This window comes from Methylobacterium sp. 1973, assembly GCF_040545035.1.
GTDB lineage: Bacteria > Pseudomonadota > Alphaproteobacteria > Rhizobiales > Beijerinckiaceae > Methylobacterium > Methylobacterium fujisawaense.
Map to the genome: position 1 here is coordinate 32533 of NZ_JBEPLA010000005.1, position 18205 is coordinate 50737.

17 protein-coding genes and 1 tRNA gene are annotated in these 18205 nt (G+C 70.4%); 8 read left to right on the forward strand and 10 right to left on the reverse strand.

Features of this window, described 5'->3' with window-relative positions; genetic code table 11:
- Window positions 1–29: 29 nt before the first annotated feature.
- Window positions 30–1283 (reverse strand): class I SAM-dependent RNA methyltransferase, encoded by a 1254-nt coding sequence (locus tag ABIC70_RS11415; protein WP_287089336.1) that lies wholly within the window; start codon window positions 1281–1283, stop codon window positions 30–32.
- Window positions 1280–2059 (reverse strand): TlyA family RNA methyltransferase, encoded by a 780-nt coding sequence (locus ABIC70_RS11420; RefSeq protein WP_075380836.1) that lies wholly within the window; start codon window positions 2057–2059, stop codon window positions 1280–1282. The genes ABIC70_RS11415 and ABIC70_RS11420 overlap by 4 nt, the downstream gene beginning before the upstream one ends.
- 109 nt (window positions 2060–2168) lie before the next feature.
- Between ABIC70_RS11420 and ABIC70_RS11425 the strand changes: the two genes are divergently transcribed.
- Window positions 2169–2708: a superoxide dismutase family protein gene (locus ABIC70_RS11425; protein WP_043348341.1), complete on the forward strand. Its 540-nt coding sequence runs from the start codon at window positions 2169–2171 to the stop codon at window positions 2706–2708.
- On the opposite strand, the gene ABIC70_RS11430 is transcribed toward ABIC70_RS11425, so the two are convergent.
- The 4 genes from ABIC70_RS11430 to ABIC70_RS11445 form a co-directional block, all read right to left on the reverse strand.
- Window positions 2701–3153, reverse strand: a complete 453-nt coding sequence (locus ABIC70_RS11430; protein WP_051976177.1) for an acyl-CoA thioesterase — start codon at window positions 3151–3153, stop codon at window positions 2701–2703. The two genes, ABIC70_RS11425 and ABIC70_RS11430, sit on opposite strands and share 8 nt — an antisense overlap.
- A gap of 26 nt (window positions 3154–3179) precedes the next feature.
- Window positions 3180–3317 carry a hypothetical protein gene (locus ABIC70_RS11435; RefSeq protein WP_164706365.1) on the reverse strand — a complete coding sequence of 46 codons (138 nt, stop codon included), beginning with the start codon at window positions 3315–3317 and terminating at the stop codon, window positions 3180–3182.
- A gap of 149 nt (window positions 3318–3466) precedes the next feature.
- A complete protein-coding gene (locus ABIC70_RS11440; RefSeq protein WP_043385676.1) occupies window positions 3467–3736 on the reverse strand; it encodes a hypothetical protein in 270 nt (89 codons plus the stop codon).
- A 166-nt stretch (window positions 3737–3902) separates the two neighbouring features.
- On the reverse strand, window positions 3903–4088 hold the full coding sequence (locus tag ABIC70_RS11445) for a YegP family protein (protein WP_043385745.1): 186 nt from the start codon (window positions 4086–4088) through the stop codon (window positions 3903–3905).
- A gap of 303 nt (window positions 4089–4391) precedes the next feature.
- Here ABIC70_RS11445 and ABIC70_RS11450 point away from each other — a divergent pair, with 303 nt between their 5' ends.
- On the forward strand, window positions 4392–6290 hold the full coding sequence (locus ABIC70_RS11450) for a tetratricopeptide repeat protein (RefSeq protein ID WP_354439755.1): 1899 nt from the start codon (window positions 4392–4394) through the stop codon (window positions 6288–6290).
- Between the two features lie 138 nt (window positions 6291–6428).
- Window positions 6429–8567, forward strand: coding sequence for a molybdopterin-containing oxidoreductase family protein (locus ABIC70_RS11455; protein ID WP_043350130.1), 2139 nt, complete (start codon window positions 6429–6431; stop codon window positions 8565–8567).
- A 319-nt stretch (window positions 8568–8886) separates the two neighbouring features.
- Here ABIC70_RS11455 and ABIC70_RS11460 read toward each other — a convergent pair whose 3' ends face one another.
- The 3 genes from ABIC70_RS11460 to ABIC70_RS11470 form a co-directional block, all read right to left on the reverse strand.
- Window positions 8887–10437 (reverse strand): DEAD/DEAH box helicase, encoded by a 1551-nt coding sequence (locus ABIC70_RS11460; RefSeq protein ID WP_043759103.1) that lies wholly within the window; start codon window positions 10435–10437, stop codon window positions 8887–8889.
- 513 nt (window positions 10438–10950) lie between these two features.
- A tRNA-Leu gene (locus ABIC70_RS11465) sits at window positions 10951–11035 on the reverse strand.
- A 121-nt stretch (window positions 11036–11156) separates the two neighbouring features.
- A complete protein-coding gene (locus ABIC70_RS11470) occupies window positions 11157–11462 on the reverse strand; it encodes a FliM/FliN family flagellar motor switch protein (protein ID WP_043351350.1) in 306 nt (101 codons plus the stop codon).
- An 88-nt stretch (window positions 11463–11550) separates the two neighbouring features.
- Between ABIC70_RS11470 and lipB the strand changes: the two genes are divergently transcribed.
- Window positions 11551–12282, forward strand: coding sequence for a lipoyl(octanoyl) transferase LipB (gene lipB / locus ABIC70_RS11475; RefSeq protein WP_354439756.1), 732 nt, complete (start codon window positions 11551–11553; stop codon window positions 12280–12282).
- A gap of 34 nt (window positions 12283–12316) precedes the next feature.
- Here lipB and ABIC70_RS11480 read toward each other — a convergent pair whose 3' ends face one another.
- A complete protein-coding gene (locus ABIC70_RS11480) occupies window positions 12317–14443 on the reverse strand; it encodes a carbohydrate porin (RefSeq protein ID WP_354439757.1) in 2127 nt (708 codons plus the stop codon).
- A 353-nt stretch (window positions 14444–14796) separates the two neighbouring features.
- On the opposite strand from ABIC70_RS11480, the gene ABIC70_RS11485 reads away from it, so the two are divergent.
- The 4 genes from ABIC70_RS11485 to ABIC70_RS11500 are packed head-to-tail and all read left to right on the forward strand — an operon-like array spanning window position 14797 to window position 18021.
- Window positions 14797–15360 (forward strand): iron transporter, encoded by a 564-nt coding sequence (locus ABIC70_RS11485; protein WP_354439758.1) that lies wholly within the window; start codon window positions 14797–14799, stop codon window positions 15358–15360.
- 17 nt (window positions 15361–15377) lie between these two features.
- Window positions 15378–15713, forward strand: coding sequence for a cupredoxin domain-containing protein (locus ABIC70_RS11490; protein ID WP_043351359.1), 336 nt, complete (start codon window positions 15378–15380; stop codon window positions 15711–15713).
- A complete protein-coding gene (locus ABIC70_RS11495) occupies window positions 15710–17143 on the forward strand; it encodes a 4Fe-4S binding protein (protein WP_043385688.1) in 1434 nt (477 codons plus the stop codon). The genes ABIC70_RS11490 and ABIC70_RS11495 overlap by 4 nt, the downstream gene beginning before the upstream one ends.
- A gap of 53 nt (window positions 17144–17196) precedes the next feature.
- Window positions 17197–18021, forward strand: coding sequence for an FTR1 family iron permease (locus tag ABIC70_RS11500; RefSeq protein ID WP_043351362.1), 825 nt, complete (start codon window positions 17197–17199; stop codon window positions 18019–18021).
- The last annotated feature ends 184 nt before the right edge of the window (window positions 18022–18205 follow it).

The window sequence follows — 18205 nt, forward strand, 5'->3', positions numbered from 1 at the left end:
ACGCCGAACTTCACTGCGGGTTGCTTGCCTCATCGGCGCCGCGCCGGCTCGCGTCGGAACACGCCAACCATCTCAACATGGCCCGAATGGCGGAACTGGTCCACCGGCGTGACGGCCTCCAGCCGGTAGCCGCCGGCAACCAGCGTCGCCGCATCCCGGGCGAAGGTGCCGGCGTCGCAGGCGACACCGATCACGAGGGGCACGCGCGCGGCGGCGAGCTGGCGGGCCTGGGCCTCCGCGCCGGCCCGGGGCGGGTCGAACACCACCGCATCGAAGGCCTCGAGTTCGAGGGGGAGCAGGGGCCGCCGGAACAGGTCGCGGCGCTCGGTGGTGATCCTGCGCAGGCCCGAGGCCATGCGCGCGGATCGTTCGAGCCCGGCCAGGGCGGCGGCGTCGGACTCGACGGCGTGAACGGCGGCCGTCCGGGCGATCGCCAGGCTCAACGGCCCGCAGCCCGCGAACAGGTCGGCGACACGTCGGACACGGGGGCCGAGGGCCGTCAGGGTGAGATCGCAGAGCGTCGCCTGTCCGGCGGCGGTCGCCTGCAGGAATCCGCCGGGCGCCGGGTAGAGGCGGATCGCGTCGGCAGTGACCGAGACCGGCTCGGCCTCCATGAGCCGCTCGCCGTGGAGGGAGAGGCGGGCGAGGCCGAGTTCGCCGGCGATCCGCACCAGCGCGGTGCCCACGCCGGCGCTCACCGGGCCGTGGCCGCGCAGATCGACGTCCAGGCCCTGGTCGGTGGCGGTAACGGCCACGTCGAGGGGCTTGCGCCCATGGCCCAGGGGGGCGGCGAGGCGGCGCGCCACCGCAGGGGCCGCGTGCAGCGCCGGCACGGTGATCGGGCAATGGTCGATCGGGACCAGCGCGTGGCTGCGCGCCGCCATCAGCCCGGCCTCGGCACGGCCATCGATCTCCCGCACGTGCAGTGTGAGGCGGCGACGCCCGGTCCCGTGCGCGTCGATGATCGGGGCAGGGGCCACGTCGAGGCGGGCCTGGGACAGGGCCTGCGCGACGAGGCCGCGCTTCCAGGCGAGTTCCGCGGGCCGCGCGAGGTGCTGGGTGCGGCAGCCGCCGCAGCGCATGTAGTACGGGCAGAACGGCGCGACCCGGTCGGGGGAGGCCTGCGTGACGGCGATGAGGTCGCCTCGCCGCGCCTCCCGGCGGATTTCCGCGCGTTCCCCGGGCAAGGTGTAGGGCACGAGGATCCCATCCTCGGCGATCCCGTCGCCGCGGGTGCCGAGGTCGCGGATCGTGACCGTCTCGATGTCGGCTGTCTCGCTCACGGCAACCTCGCACCGATCAGGAACTCGGCATTGCCGTCGCCGCCCGGCACCGGCGAGTCGATGAGGCCCAGGATTTCGGCGCCGAGCGCCTCCAGGGTTTTGCGGATGGCCGCGCAGACTTCTGCGTGGACCGCCGGGTCGCGCACGAGGCCGCCGCGGCCGACCCGCCCGCGCCCAGCCTCGAATTGCGGCTTGATCAGCGCGACGACCTCCGCTCCCGGGGCGAGCAGCGGCGGCAGGACCGGCAGGACGAGGCGCAGACCGATGAAGCTCACGTCCACGCTGGCGAGATCGGGGCGCGGGACGAGGGCGTCCGGGTCGAGGACGCGGATGTCGGTCCCCTCCCGGTTGGTCACCCGCGGATCCCCGGCGAGGCGCGGATGCAATTGCCCCCGGCCCACATCCAGCGCGTGGACGTGGCGGGCGCCGCGGGCCAGCAGCACGTCGGTAAAGCCGCCCGTCGAGGCGCCGACGTCGAGGCCGGTACGGCCGGCCGGGTCGAGGCCGAACGCATCCAGGGCGGCGGCGAGCTTCATGCCGCCGCGGGAGGCGTAGGGATGCTCGGATTCCGCCTCGACCCGTGCCCCCGGGGCGATCGTGTCCGAGGGGCGGGCGAGCGGGTGCCCGTCGACCCGCACGAGCCCGGCGCGGATCGCAGCCTGGGCCCGGGCCCGGCTCTCAAAGTGGCCGTGCGCCACGAGGAACAGGTCGGCGCGACGCGGGGACGGATCGTCCGTGGGCGGCGCGCGGTCCGGGATAGGCCGGTCTCGGGTCATCAGGGCTTCGTGCGGTCCCGGCAGATCTGCGACGGAGGTTTCGGGCCGCCGCCCTGTCGAAGGCCGGCGCGCTCCCTAACTAGACCGGGCCGGAGAGGAGAGCCACCGTATGACCCGCACCCTGCCGCTGCTCGCATTGCTCGGGACTGTCGCCGCCGGCGCCGCCCTGGCGCAGGAGCCTCCGAAGGAGGTCGCCAAACCGGCAGAGACCTACACGGCGCCGATCAAGAACGCCAAGGGCGACGCGATCGGCGCCTTGTCGATCCGCGACGGGGCGAATGCCCTGGTCCTGCGCGTGACGATCCAGCCCGGTGGTCTGCCGCCCGGCTGGCACGGGATGCATTTCCATGCCGTGGGCGACTGCTCGGATCCGAAGTTCATGAACTCGAAGGCCCACGTGAACCACGACCAGAGCAAGCACGGGCTGCTCAACGCCGAGGGGCCCGACGAGGGCGACCTGCCGAACCTCTACGCCGCGCAGGACGGCTCGGCCAATGCCGAGGTCTCGAGCGAGACGCCGCTGAACGGCGAGGGCGGCCTCAAGGATGGTGACGGCGCGGCACTGATCATTCACGCCAACGAGGACGACCACACCAGCCAGCCGATCGGCGGCGCCGGCGACCGGATCGCCTGCGGGGTGATCAAGTAGTCGCGGAGGGCGAGGGCACCGCCGGCGGGATCGGCCGCGGGCGGCCGGCCTCGTCGATGGCCACGAAGGTGAACGTGGCCTGCGTGACCCGCTCGCGAACCTGGGTGCAGAAGCGCCGCGCCCAGGCCTCGACTTCGATCTTCATCGAGGTCCGGCCGACATGCGCCACCCGGGTATAGACGCACAGCACGTCGCCGACCCGGACCGGCCGGATGAAGGTCATGGATTCGAGCGCCACGGTGACCACGCGGCCCTGCGCCCGGTCCACCCCCGCGATGCCACCGGCTTGGTCCATCTGCGAGAGCACCCAGCCGCCGAAGATGTCGCCGTTGGCATTGGTGTCGGCCGGCATGGCGATGGTGCGCACCGTGAGGTCGCCCTTGGGCAGATCGACCTCCACGGGCGGTGTCGCGCTTCCGGCCGGTGAGAGTGTGACGTGCTGCATGCCGTCCATCCGCCCCGTCTGCGCCGTCAGGACATCAGGCCGGCGAGCTTGAGACCCGCCGCCAGCAGCACGGCGACCGCACTCAGGATGCATTCGAGCGGGATGGATTGCCAGAGGTCCGGCGTCGCCGCCGCAGGCTCGGCGCGTTGCGCAATATCGTTCATTGGGCTTCCTCTCGGGCGCACCGATCTGCCGTCGGCGGTCCCGTTCCCGGCACGATAAAGCAAGGGCCGCCCGCGCGCACCCCGAATCGGCGCATGAAAAAGCCCGGCGGCTCGAGGGAGCCGCCGGGCCGGTCAGGTCGGAGAACCGCTCAGTAGTAGAACCGGCGGCCGTAATAGGGACGGCGGTAGAACGGCCGCGGGCCGTAGTAGAACCGGCGACGGTAATAGGGGCGGCGCCAGTAGGGCCGCGGGCCGTAGAAGCGGCGGCGGTAGTAGTACTGGGCCTTCTCGGCTACTGCCGGCGCGGCTTCGGCGGGCAGGGCCAGCCCCGGGCCGATGGGCGCGGCGGACGCGCCCTCCGGCGCCGCAGCCGCGAAGCCCAGCACCAGCAGGGCCGCGAGCAGGAATTTCCTCAGCACGGTCTCGACTCCCTTCGTGTGGTTACGTCCTGGTCGACGAACCGCACGGGAAGCGAGGGCCCTCCGCCCGGTTCGAAACGCTGCAACGCGTAGGCGAGCGGAAGCGTTGCAGCATAACCGCTGCGACGTTTCGGACAGGGTTGATCGCGGGTTGAGACCCGACCGGTCAGGCGATCTTCGTCGTCATGTCCTCGATGCGGGCCTCGGCGCTTTGGCGCACAAGGGCGATGCCGTGCTCGCAATCCTCGCGGCGGCTATAGCCTTCGCCGGATTCGGCGATCACCTCGCCGTTGCGCGCCCGGAGGCGCCAGCGCCATTCACCCTTGGCGTCCCGATAGAGTTCGAACCGCATGATGCAGGCCCCCATTCGTCTGTCGGCAGAAATGGGGGCACGGCGCGGCCAATAAAAGGATCTGCCCGCGCCGGAGCGGCCGTCCTGTCGGGCGACGGTCGCGGAAGGGCCATCCGCTGCGGGGCGCTCGAGAAGTCCCGGCGACGGACTCGGATCCGGCTCGATTCTTTGTTTTGCGCGTACGAATGCCTGTGTTCGCTCGACATCATTGGATCAAAGCAGTATTCGGCTGCATCGCTGCGGGTGGCGAATCACGCGGCCACGGTCGGGCTTGCCGGGTCGCCGTGGCGTGAACGGATCGCGATGAGCGAGAACAGGGCACTGTCCAGCGCATCGGAATGGTCGGTTCCGGAACGCCGGCTGGCCGCGATCTTCGCAGCCGACATCGCCGGCTATTCGAAGGCGATGCATGCCGACGAGAGCGGCGCCATGCGCGCCCTCCAGGCCACGCGGCGGATCGTCGACCGGATGATCGCGGCCCGTCACGGACGGATCGCCAACACGGCCGGGGACAGCGTTCTGGCCGAGTTCGCCTCGGTCATGGATGCCGTCTGCTGTGCGGTGGCGATCCAGCGAGCCCTCGCCGAGGCCGAGGGGGAGGCCGCGCAGTTCCGTCTCCGCATCGGGATCCATCTCGGCGACATCATGGTGCATGACGGCGATCTCTTCGGCGACGGCGTCAACATCGCCGCGCGTCTGCAGAGCGCCGCCGAGCCCGGTGCCCTGAGGCTTTCGGAAGCCGCCTACCTGCAGGTTCGTGGTCTCTCGGAAATCCCGTTCATCGATCTCGGCCCGCAGCGCCTCAAGAACATCGCACGCCCCGTGCGCGTCTACGCCGTGCCGCCTCCCGACCAGCGGACGTCGCGCGCCATCCGGGCGGGCCGCGCCCGCGCCGCCCTCCGGCCGACGCTCGGCGCCGTCGCGGTCCTCGCCGCCGCGGGGCTGGCTCTGACCTGGCCCCGTCTCGTCGGATCCGAGCGCACGGATGGGCCGGGCGAGCCTCTGCGCCCGAGGCTGTCCCTGGTGGTCCTGCCCCTGGCGAACCAGAGCGGCGAAGCAGACCAGGATTACCTCGCCGAGCAGCTCGCCGAGGATCTCTCCGCCGATCTCGCCCGCGCCCCGGGAACCTTCGTCATCGCGCACGGTACGGCCCAGGCCTACAGGGGGCGGCCCGTCGAGCCGCGCGCCGTCGGCCGCGAACTCGGCGTCCGCTACGTCGTGCAGGGAAGCCTTCGGCAGAGCGGCGAGCAGGTGCGCTTCGCCGTGCAACTGACGGATTCCGAGACCGGCGCCGCCCTCTGGGCCGACCGCTACGACGGACCGCGGACCGCCGTCGGCGCCGCGCAGGATGTCCTCGTCGCCCAGGTCGGCCGCGCCCTCGGCGTGCGTCTTCTCGAGGCCGCCACGCAGGCCCGGTCGGGCCAGCCGGCGGATGCGGTGGACTTGGTCATGCGCGGACAGGCGCTGCTCAACCGGCCCTTCGCCCGCGACAACCACGCCCAGGCCCGCCCGCTGTTCGAGCGCGCGCTCGGCCTCGATCCGGCCAATGTCGATGCGCGCCTGGGGCTCGCCGAGGTGCTCGTCGACGGGGTGCTGAACGGCTGGACGACCGAGCGGACGGCGGATCTCGACACGGCCGAGCAGGCGATCGCATCGGTCCTCCAGGGCGACCCGACACATCCCTTCGCGCATTACCTGCGCGGGGAGACCCTGCGCGCCCGATCGCGCTACGCGGAGGCCCTCGCGGCGTTCGACCGGGTGCTCACCCTGAATCCCAGCTTCGCCCGGGCCTACGCCTATCGCGGCCTCATCCAGATCTTCCTCGGACGGGCCGAGGAGACGGAGCGCGACATCGCCGCCGCCATCCGCCTCAGCCCCAAGGATCCCCTGCTCGGGGCGTGGCTCGCCCGGGACGGCTTGGCCAAGCTCCATCTCGGGCAGGATCAGGAGGCGATCGAGCCGCTGCGCCGCGCGGCGGCGGTGAACCCGCTCTTCGACTTCCCCCACCTCTATCTCGCCTGCGCCTTCGCGCGGCTCGGCCGGGATGTGGAGGCGCGGGCCTCCCTCGCCGAGTTCCTCAGGCTGCGCCCCGGCTACACCCTCGCCCGCTACCGAAGCCTGACCTCCACCGATCCGACCTTCCTGGCCCAGCGGGCACGCATCTACGAGGGCCTGCGCCGCGCTGGACTGCCGGAGGGCTGACCCCGCGCGTCCGCCCGGCACGGACCGGGCACCGCGCTCGAATTAGAATTTTTCTTCTTCCCGATATAGGCTGGCCCCGACCCGCGCCGAGAAACACGCATAATAACGAGACGCCTGCGGCCGGTCAGGGAGGAAACGATGAACGAGATCGTCCAGGCCGAGGCCGTCTCAGAGGTCTTCTACGGCGCCTGTCCGCATGATTGTCCCGACACCTGCTCCATGCTGTTCGAGGTGAAGGGCGGCGAGCTTCTGAGCGTGCGCGGCAACCCGGACCACCCGATGACCCGGGGCGGCCTCTGCGTGAAGCTGAAGGATTACGAGAAGCGCCACTATCATCCGGACCGGGTGCTCTACCCGATGAAGCGCGTCGGCCCGAAGGGCTCCAAGCAATTCGCGCGCATCACCTGGGACGAGGCGCTCGACGAGATCGTCAGCCGCTGGACGGCGATCATCGACCAGTACGGGCCGCAGGCCATCGCCCCCTACAGCTATCTCGGCAACCAGGGCCTCGTGCACGGGCTGAACGGCGGCGACGCCTTCTTCAACCGCCTGGGCGCCACCGTGACCGAGCGGACCTTCTGCGGCGAGGGCTCGTGCACGGCCTGGCTCCTCACCGTCGGGCCGACCGCCGGCCTCGATCCGGAGAGCTACATCCACTCCAAGTACATCGTCATCTGGGCCTGCAACTCGGTCAGCACGAACCTCCACCACTGGGCGATCGTGAAGGACGCACAGAAGAAGGGCGCCAAGGTCGTCGTCATCGACGCCTACGCGTCGCGCACCGCCAAGGCCGCCGACTGGCACATCGCCCCGAAGCCCGGCACCGACGGCGCCCTCGCCATGGCGCTGATCAACTCGATCATCGCGCAGGGCCTCGTCGACCAGGACTACGTCGACAACCACACGATCGGCTTCGCCGATCTGAAGGAGCGGGCCGCCCCGCGCACGCCGGAATGGGCGGAGTCCATCACGGGGGTCCCGGCGGCCGACATCCGCAGGCTCGCCCACGAGATGGCGACGGCCCAGCCGGTGGGCATCCGCATGGGCGTGGCGCTGGAGCGGCATTTCGGCGGCGGCCAGACCATCCGGGCGGTCACCTGCATCCCGGCGCTCACCGGTGCGTGGCGCCATGTCGGCGGCGGCGTCACGCAGTTCCCGGTCTGGGAGCATCCCTACAAGTTCGACGTCATGTGCCGGCCCGACCTGATCCCGGAGGGCACCCGGGTCGTCTCGAACCTGCAGATCGGCCGCGCGCTCACCGGGGAGCTGAAGCTCGACCCGCCGATCATGTCGATGATGTGCTGGAACTCGAACCCGGTGACGCAGGCCCCCGAGACCGACAAGATCGTCGCGGGCCTGATGCGGGAGGACCTGTTCATGGTCTCGGCCGAGCACTTCATCTCGGACACGGCCGCCTACGCCGACATCCTGCTTCCGGCCGCGATGGGCGCCGAGATGGAGGACATGATCCTCTCCTGGGGCCACCTCTACCTGACCTACAACACCAAGTGCGCGGAGGCGCCCGGCGAGGCGATCCCCAACAACGAGATCTTCCGCAGGCTCGCCGCCCGGTTCGGTTTCGAGGAAGAGAACTTCAAATGGTCGGACGCGGAGTGCCTGGAGCACTACGTCGACTGGGCTTCGCCCGCCTGCGCGGGGATCGACCTCGCCTACATGCGCGCGCATGGTTTCGCCCGCCTGAAGGTGGGCACGCCGGACGACCGCGCCCCGCACCGGGAGGGCAACTTCCCGACCGATACCGGCAAGTGCATGCTCAAGATCGAGGGCGCCACGAACTTCGTCGCGCCGCCGTTCCGGCAGATGTACGAGGGCTTCCAGCCCGGCGAACCCCTCGACCCGCTGCCCGACTATGTCGGTGCGCGGGAATCGCACGCGAACGATCCGGAGCTGGCCAAGCGCTACCCGCTCAACATCGTCTCGCCCAAGAGCCACTACTTCCTGAATTCCTGCTACGCCAACATGGCGGACAAGCAGAAGGGCCAGGGCGAGCAGTTCGTGATGATCAGCCCGGCCGATGCCGAGTCCCGGGGCATCGTCGACGGCGACCGCGTCCAGGTCGCCAATGCCCGGGGCGCCTTCAAGGGCGTCGCGCGCGTCACCGACGACGTCACGCACGGAATCGTGGTGGCGACCCTCGGCTACTGGCGCCAGCTCAACGAGGGGACAGTCAACAGCATCTCGTCGGCGGCCTTCACCGATATGGGCCACGCCCCCTCGTTCTCCGACAACCTCGTCGAGGTCTCGCGGGCGAACTGACCGAGTCCTGTGATGGGAACCGCGCGCAGCGACGGGAGCCGGGGCAGCGTCACAGCCGGGGATGTGGTGCCGGCTGGCGTGCGTCGCTGCGCGCGCGGGGACAGCGGAGCCCTCATGGGGAGACGGGGTCGCGGGGCGTCCCCGCCCGCCATCCGGCCGGCGGCGCCCTCGCCGCGTGCGGGGCCGCAAGGGCCCGAGGCATGGTCACGGGCGTCAGGGGGAAACTGATCGCCGCGCGGCGCGGCTTCGCGGCCGCGGCCTGCGCTGAAATGGAAAGCCGCCCGGGACGGATCCGTCCCGGGCGGCTCGAATGTGACGCTCAGGAGCGGGGCGCCCGCTCCAGCCAGCCGATGCTGCGACCCTCGCCGCCGCCCCCGCCGCTGCGCGGCCGGGCATCGGCCCGCTGGGGCCGGGCGTCGCGGTTCGGACGGCCCTGGTTGGGGCGCTCGCCCTGCGGTCGTGCCGGCCGGTCGGCGCGGACGTCGCGGCCCTGCGGGGCATGACCCCGCCCGTCGCCGCGGGCGTCGGCCCGGCCCTCCTGGGGCCGGCCCTGCCGGGGCGCACCCTGGCCGGGACCGCCGAAGCCGCGGCCACCCTCCGGCCGACCCTGCTGGGGACGGCCCTGCGACTGCCGGGGCCGCTGACCCTGGCGGCCGCCGCCGGGACGCTGCTGCTGCCGTTCGGGCCGGCGCTCCTCCTCGCGGGCGATCTCGGCCGCCTCCTGGCGGGACGGCGGGGTGAAGCCCTCGGGGAAGCCCGCCACCGGCACCTTCTGCCGGGTCACCCGCTCGATGTCGCGCAGGTAGGCCTTCTCCTCGTCGTTGCAGAACGAGATGGCGAGCCCGTCCGCGCCGGCCCGGGCGGTGCGGCCGATCCGGTGGACGTAGCTCTCCGGCACGTTCGGCAGGTCGAAATTGACCACGTGGCTCACGCCCTCGACGTCGATGCCGCGGGCCGCGATGTCGGTGGCGACCAGAACCCGGCAGGAGCCGTCCTTGAAGGACGCCAGCGCCCGCTCGCGCTGCGGCTGGCTCTTGTTGCCGTGGATGGCCGCCGCCGCGATGCCGACCTTGTCGAGCCCGCGGACGACGCGGTCGGCGCCGTGCTTGGTGCGGGTGAAGACCAGGACGCGTTCGATCGCCGGATCGCGCAGGATGTGGCCGAGCAGCGCCTGCTTGGCGCCGGTGTGGACGAAGATCACCTGCTGGTCGACCCGCTCCGCCGTGGTGGCGACGGGCGTCACCGCGACCTGGACCGGATCGGTGAGATACTGCGCCGCGAGGCCGGCGATATTCTTCGGCATGGTCGCCGAGAAGAACAGGCTCTGGCGCTTCTCGGGCAGCATCTTCACGATGCGCTTGAGGGCGTGGATGAAGCCGAGGTCGAGCATCTGATCGGCTTCGTCGAGGACGAGGATCTCCACGCCGTCGAGGATCAGTGAGCGACGCTCGATCAGGTCGATCAGCCGGCCGGGGGTGGCGACGAGGATGTCGACGCCCGGCGCCAGGGCGCGCTCCTGCCGGCTGATGGTGACGCCGCCGAACACCACCGTGTTGGTGAAGGACAGGTGACGGCCGTAATCCGAGAAGGATTCGGCGATCTGGTTGGCGAGCTCGCGGGTGGGCGAGAGCACCAGCACCCGGCAGCCGCGGCGCGGCGCGCGGCGGTCCGAGAGCGAGAGGCGGTGCAGGATCGGCAGCGCGAAGGCCGCGGTCTTGCCGGTGCCGGTCTGGGCGATGCCGCAGAGGTCGCGGCCTTCCATGGCGGGCGGGATCGCCTGGGCCTGGATCGGGGTCGGCGCGACGTAGCCGGCCTCGCTGAGCGCCCGCAGCACGGGCTGGGCGAGGCCGAAATCGGTGAATTGGGTCAAGGATGTATCCGATGCAGCAGGGCCGGCCGGGCGCCTCGCGTCGCACGCGATCGATGCCGTGTTGGGGCCGGTCCGTTGGCAGGGGGCAGCCCGCGTGATGGGGCGGCCCGGGTGCATGCACGTTATGAAGAGGGGGGCCGGATCACGCCGGGAAGGCGCCCGATCCGTCACGCAGCCCCCTCAAGCGGGCCATGACGGCCGCTGACGCTGCAGCGCCGATATGCGGCTGTGCGACTGCGAAGTCAATGCAGGGCCGGGTTGCGGCGCGATCAGGCCGAGGGCCACGCGGACCGGTACCAGTGCTCCGTCGAGCCCGCGAACACGGCCGGCGATCCGGGCATGGCTCTCCGCCTCCCGCAGCGCCAGGGCGCCCGAGCTTTCGGTCGATCGGGACCGGGCCGCGATTCCGCAGAGCGGATCGGCTTACTCTGATGTTGTGTCGCAATCGGCGGCGCACCGCCCTGTCTTGCACCACATCCGGGCTGCCGCAGATCCGGGGCAACCGAAACAATGTGGTGCGGCCAAGAGGACTCGAACCTCCACCCCTCTCGGGACTAGCACCTCAAGCTAGCGCGTCTACCAATTCCGCCATGGCCGCATCGGACGCGAAGACCGGTCCGTTTGCCCGACCGTCGCGCGCCGCGGGAAAACCCGGGGCCGCTTTCGTGTCGCGCGGCGCAGCGGATAACAGATCGTTCCGCCGCCGACAAGCGCCTCGCTCACGGGGAATCGTAGCCGCCCTCCAGGAAAGGCGCCGCGCCGTCGCCGATGCTGATGCCGGGCTCCACGATCGAGGCCGCCTTGCGGATCAGCTCGGTCACCTCGACGGAGATGCGGTCGCCGGTCACCACGATCTGCCCGCGGGCGATCGGGTGGTCGTTGGCCAGGATCTCGACCATGTCGCTGTCGCTGGCTTCCAGCTCGATCACGGCGCCGCGGCCCATGCGCAGCAGCATGTGCAGCGGCATGCGGGCGCGGCCCAGCACCACTGTCAGATCGACCTTCAGGGTCTCGAAGATCGCCACCAGCCGCCATCCTGTCTCACGGCCGGTCCTTGCCAGCGCCGGCCGCGAATGTTGAAGGCTGCGACCATCGACGCAGGATGATGAACTCTTGGTAAACGCGCCCCGCCTCACGGTCCGCCCGCACGCCTTCCCGAAGCGGCCCGGCGCAGATCCGGTCGCCGGCCCGGTGGGCTGGCGCGTGAGCGACGCGCCCGTGGGCTACGCGGCCGCCCTCGCCTGGATGGAGGCGCGTGTGGAGGCGATCGCCCGCGGCGCGGCGCCCGAATGCGTCTGGCTGCTGGAGCACCCGCCGCTCTACACGGCCGGGACTTCGGCCCGACCGGAGGATCTGGTGGCACCGGACCGCTTCCCGGTCCACGCCACGGGCCGGGGCGGGCAATACACCTATCACGGCCCCGGCCAGCGGGTCGCCTACGTGATGCTCGACCTCGACCGGCGCAGCCGCGACCTGCGCGCCTATGTGGCGAGCCTGGAGGCGTGGCTGATCGAGACGCTCGCCGCCTTCAATGTCCGCGCCGAGCGCCGGGAGGATCGGGTCGGCGTCTGGGTACGCCGGCCCGAGAAGGGGCCTCGCGTCGAGGACAAGATCGCGGCGATCGGGATCCGGGTGCGCCGCTGGGTCAGCTTCCACGGCATCAGCCTGAACGTCGAGCCCGATCTCGCGCATTTCGACGGGATCGTGCCGTGCGGCGTCCGGGAGCACGGGGTGACGAGCCTCGTCGATCTCGGCCTGCCCGTGAGCCTGCCGGAGGTCGACATGCAGCTCCGCGCCGCCTTCGAGGCGTTCTTCGGGGCCACCGTGACCGAGGCTGCGGACTGATCGGGCATGCCGCCGATGCCTCCGGCCGCGCCGATCAGAAATCCGCGTGCAACCGCGAGGCGAAGAAATGCGCGGGGCCGCGGTCGCGATTGTATCCGGGATTGTCGATGAACTGGTAGTCGAAGGTCAGGGTGACGAATTTCGTGAGGTTCAGGGCGTAGTAGGTCTCCAGCGCGCGCTCGGTGCCGTAATTCAGCCGCCCGTCGCCGATCAGCAGGCCGAGGTAGCCGGCCGCGAAGGCGGCCCGGTGTGAGGGCGAGAGCCCGTTCATCGCGGCGCCGATGCCGATCGTGTCGTCGGGCCGGTCCCAGGCCTTGCCCTTCAGCGACAGGCCTCCGGAGAAGCTCCGGTCGATGTCGGTGAAGGAGATGTTCTCGGTGCGCCCGTCGTTCAGGCTCGCCCGGGCGAACAGCCCGAGTTCCGGCGTCAGCCCCTGCTCCAGGTTGATGTAGCCGCCGGTCTTGCGGCGGGGGCGCCTTGTCGCCGCGACGGCGTCGTTGATGTCGTCGAACAGGCCGAGCTGCGTCAGGGTGACCACGTCGCGGTTGTTGGCCGAGACACCGACATTCGAGAACAGCCCGATCCGGATCTTGCCGGGCTGCTCCAGCCACGGGAGGACGTGGCGCTCCTCGAACTCGACGTTCAGCCCCGCACGCCGGAACACCCGCGGGTCGAGCACGTCGCTCGACGGTTCCTTGGGCACCTGCGTGTAGGCTGCGCGGATGGCGAATTCCGGCCGGTTGTACTCGGCGTAGACGCCTTGCGTGAAGCCCGGGAGGTTCGCCGGGAAGTCCCAGGCCGAGGCGCCCCAGAGCGACCAGTTGAAGAAGTCCACGCGCGGGTCGTGCGCGTAGATGTTGCCGTCGAAGAAGTCGCCCAGCGCGAACTTGCCGGCGATCAGCGTGATCCGCTCGGCATCGTAACGGGTGGCCACTTGGTTCGGACCGTCCGGAACATCCACGGTCTCGCCGCCCAGCCCGAAGGTCTGCTTCACGTAGTAGCGGTTCGAGCGCAGCTTCGGGAACGGGGCGCCCGCCTTCTGCGCCTCGCCGTTGACGAAGCCGGCGACGCCTAGCGTCCGCGACAGGCCGAAGCCTTGGCTGAATTCGGGGTTGTAGTAGATCTCGGTGCTGTCGGTGAGCTTGAGGCCGAGGAAGATCGTCGCCGTGGTGGTCTGCCGGGCCTGATGGGGGATCAGGCTCTGCGCGCCCTCGTAGGGCGAGCGGAAGCCGGGCACGGCCTGCGCGATCAGGGTCGTCTGCCCGTGCAGCGAGAAGCGGCCGGTATCGCCGTTGTCGGGGTCGTGCGGAGCGGTCTCGTCCGGGTCCGGCGGCACCTTCAAGCCGCCCGGAAACCACATCAGCCGTGCGAACAGCTGGTTGGAGGTGAAGCTCGCCCGGGTCGTGACCGGTCCACCCGTGTCGCCGGGCACCACGCCCAGCGGGAAGCGCCGGCTACCGCCGAGATCGATGTAGCGGTAGTCGATGCCCAGGGCGAGGCTGTCGGTGATGGCGTATTGCACGCCCGCGCCCAGGGTGAAGCCGACATAGCCCAATTCCCGCTGCGCGGTGGTCTGGCTGCCCGTGTCGAGATCCGGATAGCTGGCGAGAAACCGGGCGTTCGCACCGGTGAGCCCGAAGGTGCCGTAGATCAGATAGCGATCGAAGCTGTAGCCGAGTCGGGCACGCAGGGCGCCGTAGAGATTCGTCTTGGCGCGCACGACGTTGAAGGCCGGATCCGCATCCGCGTAGCCGAACCCCGCGACGGTCGCGGGGACCGGACGCTTCAGATTCGCCAGATCGAGATTCGCTTCGATGCCGTAGACCCACGGCCCGGCCTGCCAGGTCCAGCCGCCGAACACGCCGCCCACGGCCGTGGTGGCGTTGCGCCCCTGGTCACTGCGGCCCGTGGAATCGCCGCTCTTGAAGGCCGGGATCGGCCGGCCGCCGATCGTCGTCGGACCGAAATTGTAGGCCCCGTAGGATCCGCCGGCGCTGCCCTCGAGGCCAACATAGCCGCCCGACCAGTCGGTGTAGGTCGGCCGGGTGGCGTCGGGGCGCGGCGCGGCGAAGTCGGCCGCCCGCGCGGCGACCGGGACGAGAAGGGGCGTCGTCAGAATGAGGGCTGCGGTGCGGACCAGGGGCACGGAACGGGTTCTCATCCGACTCACAAAAAAGTATAGCACTTGCTAAAACGGTCTTTGGCATCGCGCAAGCCAGGGTGCGCCTTCTCGCCACAGGCCGCCTCGCAAGTCATCTCCGTTCCGCCCGCCATCCTCGACGCTCGGCATGGCAGTGGAATGACAATCCCGGTCCCGCCGTCTCGGTCAAGATGCAGAGGGTCATCGTATAGCGAACATCTCCGTGAGCTTTTGCAATGACCGCGTCTTGGTGCCGGAAAGACATGCGAATACGATCATGGCTCCCCAAGGTGGTCTCAGATTAGAATTGTTATTATTTGAGATCGATGCGATTCCAGTTTGAACTTCGAGCGGGGTGGATTATGTGCGACCGCATGCATGCGTCGCACATCACTCCGCTTCTCCGCGGCCTCGCCGCGGCCTCGCTCCTCGCCTTCGCGGGCGCCGCGACGGCCAAGGAAGTGCCGATCGGTCCGCATGTGACGCAGAACGGCCTGGAGGTCGCCGCCGTCTATCTCCAGCCGATCGAGATGGATCCCCCCGGCATGATGCGCGAGGCCGCCAAGTCGGACATCCACCTCGAAACCGATATCCGCGCCGCCAAGGACAACCGCAACGGCTTCGCCGAGGGGGATTGGGTGCCGGCCCTCGACGTCCGGTTCGAGGCGGTGAAGCTCGATGGCGACAAGCCCACCGACCAGACGGTGTCGGGGGTGCTGATGCCGATGGTCGCCAATGACGGGCCGCATTACGGCGATAACGTCAAGCTGTTCGGCCCCGGCCGCTATCGCCTCAAAGTAATGGTCGCGCCCCCGGGCAAGGACAGCCATTTCGGTCGCCACGTGGACAAGGAGACAGGGGTCGGTCCGTGGTTCGAGCCCTTCGCGGTTACGCAGGATTTCACCTTCGCCGGTGTCGGCAAGAAGGGCGCCTACTGAATTTGCCGGAGCTGTCCGTGTCCCGCCTGTCGCGCTTCCTCGCCCCTGCCGCCGTGCTGCTGGTCGCCGTCGCGTCCGCGCGGGCCGACGACATGCCGGTCATCAAGGTCGAGATGCGCGATGGGGTGATCCTTCCGGCGGTGATCGAGGTGCCGGCCAACACCCGGTTCAAGCTGGAGATCTCGAATACCGGCCAGAGCCCGGTTGAGTTCGAGAGCACGGAACTCAAGCGCGAGAAGGCGCTGGCCGCGGGCTCGACCTCGGCGATCGTGTTCCGCACCCTCGATGCCGGCACCTACCAGGTGTTCGACGACTTCCACCCGGAGGCGAAGGCGACTTTGGTGGCCAAATGAGCGCGTCGACGACAGCGCCAGCCTCCCTTGCCCTGAGCCGTGTTCCGCCGCGTCGATCCGTCATCGACGGTGCGCTGGCCCGGTTCGGCGACGGGCTGCGCCGGTACGGTTGGATCATCCGGGCCGTGCAATGGCTGATCGTTGCCGTCTACGCGGTTCTGGTGATCGTTCCGGCGCTGCTGCCGCTCCCCGACAACGCCGCCCATATCTGGACCAACCTGACGCTGGCCGCTCAGTTCGCGTTCTGGGGGATCTGGTGGCCGTTCGTGCTGGTGAGCATGGTCCTGGTCGGCCGTGCGTGGTGCGGCGTGCTCTGCCCCGAGGGCGCGCTCAGCGAATTCGCAAGCCGCTGGAGCCGCGGCTATGCCGTGCCGCGCTGGATCACCTGGCAGGGCTGGCCCTTCGTGGCCTTTGCCGGCACCACCGTCTACGGGCAGATGACCAGCGTCTACGGCTATCCCAAGCCGGTCCTCGCGGTCCTGGGGGGCTCGACGCTGGCGGCGATCGTGGTCGGCCTGCTCTACGGGCGCAACAAGCGCGTCTGGTGCCGCTACCTCTGCCCGGTCAACGGCGTCTTCGCGGTGCTGTCGAAGCTGGCGCCGGTCAGCTTCCAGGTCGACAGCGCCGCCTGGGCGGTCTCGCCCAAGCCCGTCGGGGGCACCGAGAGCTTCAACTGCGCGCCCCTCGTGCCGGTAAAGACCATGCGCGGCGCGGGCGCCTGCCATATGTGCGGGCGCTGCAGCGGCCATCGCGGCGCCGTGCGCCTCGCCCTGCGCTCCCCCAATCACGAGATCGTCCGCGTTGCGGGCGAGGAGCCCAGCCTCGACCAGACCATGCTGATCCTGTTCGGCATGCTGGCGCTGGCGGTCGGCGCCTTCCAGTGGTCGTCGAGTCCCTGGTACGTCGACGCCAAGCAATGGGCCGCCACGTGGCTCATCGAACGCGGGACCACGTGGCCCCTGGAGCATTCGGCGCCCTGGTTCGTGCTGACGAACTACCCCGACCGCAACGACGTCATGACCCTCCTCGACGGCGGGTTGCTGCTGGCCTACATCGGCGCCGCGACGATCGTCCTCGGGCTCGCCCTGTCGGGGATCGTGGCGCTCGCGACCCTGTCCCTCGGGGGCTGGTCCCTGCGCCGCTTCCACCACCTGACCCAGACGCTGATCCCCGTGGCGGGCTGCGGCGTCTTCCTGGGCCTGTCGGCGCTGACCGTCACGTTCCTCCGCGGCGACGGCATCGTGATCCCCTACGTGGCGGAGATCCGCACGGCCCTGCTCGCCGGCGCGAGCCTGTGGAGCGTCTGGCTCGCCTGGCAGGTGGCGGGGCTTGCCGTCGGTGGGGTCCGCCGGGTGGCGGCCGCAGCCTGCATCGCCGGGGCGGCCGCCCTGTCGGTGGCCAATTGGGTGCTCCTGTTCTGGATCTGGTAGCGCGCGGTCCGCGCGCGGTGCTTCACGCTCTCGCATAACCCCTGGAGACCGCCATGATCGGCGCCTTCGTCATCGCCTTCCGCGAAGTCATCGAGGCAGGCCTCATCATCTCCATCGTGCTGGCGGCCACCCGGGGCATCCCGGGCCGGATGCGCTGGGTCCTGCTCGGCGTTGCCGGCGGCCTCGCGGGTGCCGCCCTGGTGGCGCTGTTCGCCGAGAAGATCTCCGATGCCTTCGAGGGCAGCGGGCAGGATATCCTGAACGCCGCGGTCCTGATCGTCGCCGTGCTGCTGCTCGTCTGGCACAACACCTGGATGAGCAAGCACGGCAAGGAACTGGCGGGCGAGCTGCGCGCCGCCGGCGCGGCGGTGCGATCGGGGGAGCGGGAGGCGGCGGCCCTCTCGATCGTGATCGGCGCCGCGATCCTGCGCGAGGGCGCCGAGCTGGTGCTGTTCCTGTATGGCCTCGTGGCCTCGGGCACCTCGGGGGCCGACATCCAGTTCGGCGCCGTCGCCGGCATCGGTGCGGGCGTGCTCCTCTCGGCGGTCACCTATCTCGGCCTCGCCTCGATTCCGAGCCGCTACGTCTTCTCGGTGACGAGCGTGCTGATCATCTTCCTCGCGGCCGGCTTGGCTGCGCAGGCCGCGCAGTTTCTGAGCAATGCCGGCGTGGTGGACGTCCTCGGCCACACCCTGTGGAACAGCTCCGGTTTGATCGCCGAGAATTCCTGGCCCGGCCGCGTCCTGCACGCCCTGGTCGGCTACACGGACCGCCCGACCGCCCTGCAGGGTCTGGTCTACATCGCCACCATCGCGGTGATGATCGGCCTGATGCAATGGAGCGCCGCCGACCAGCGCCGCGCGGTGCGGGCGGCATAGAACGCCGCCCGACCGCAGGGCCGCCGGACCGTCGGACAGCGTGATGTGCGGAGACTGTGCGCTGCCCGGCTGACCCGGTCGGGGCAGATCCGGCGCGGGGTGCGGGCGTCCCGAGTCAAGGATCGCCCGGCTGTGTGTCCTCGACGCGAGGCGACCGGCTCCGCCGCACCGATCGGCGATGCGG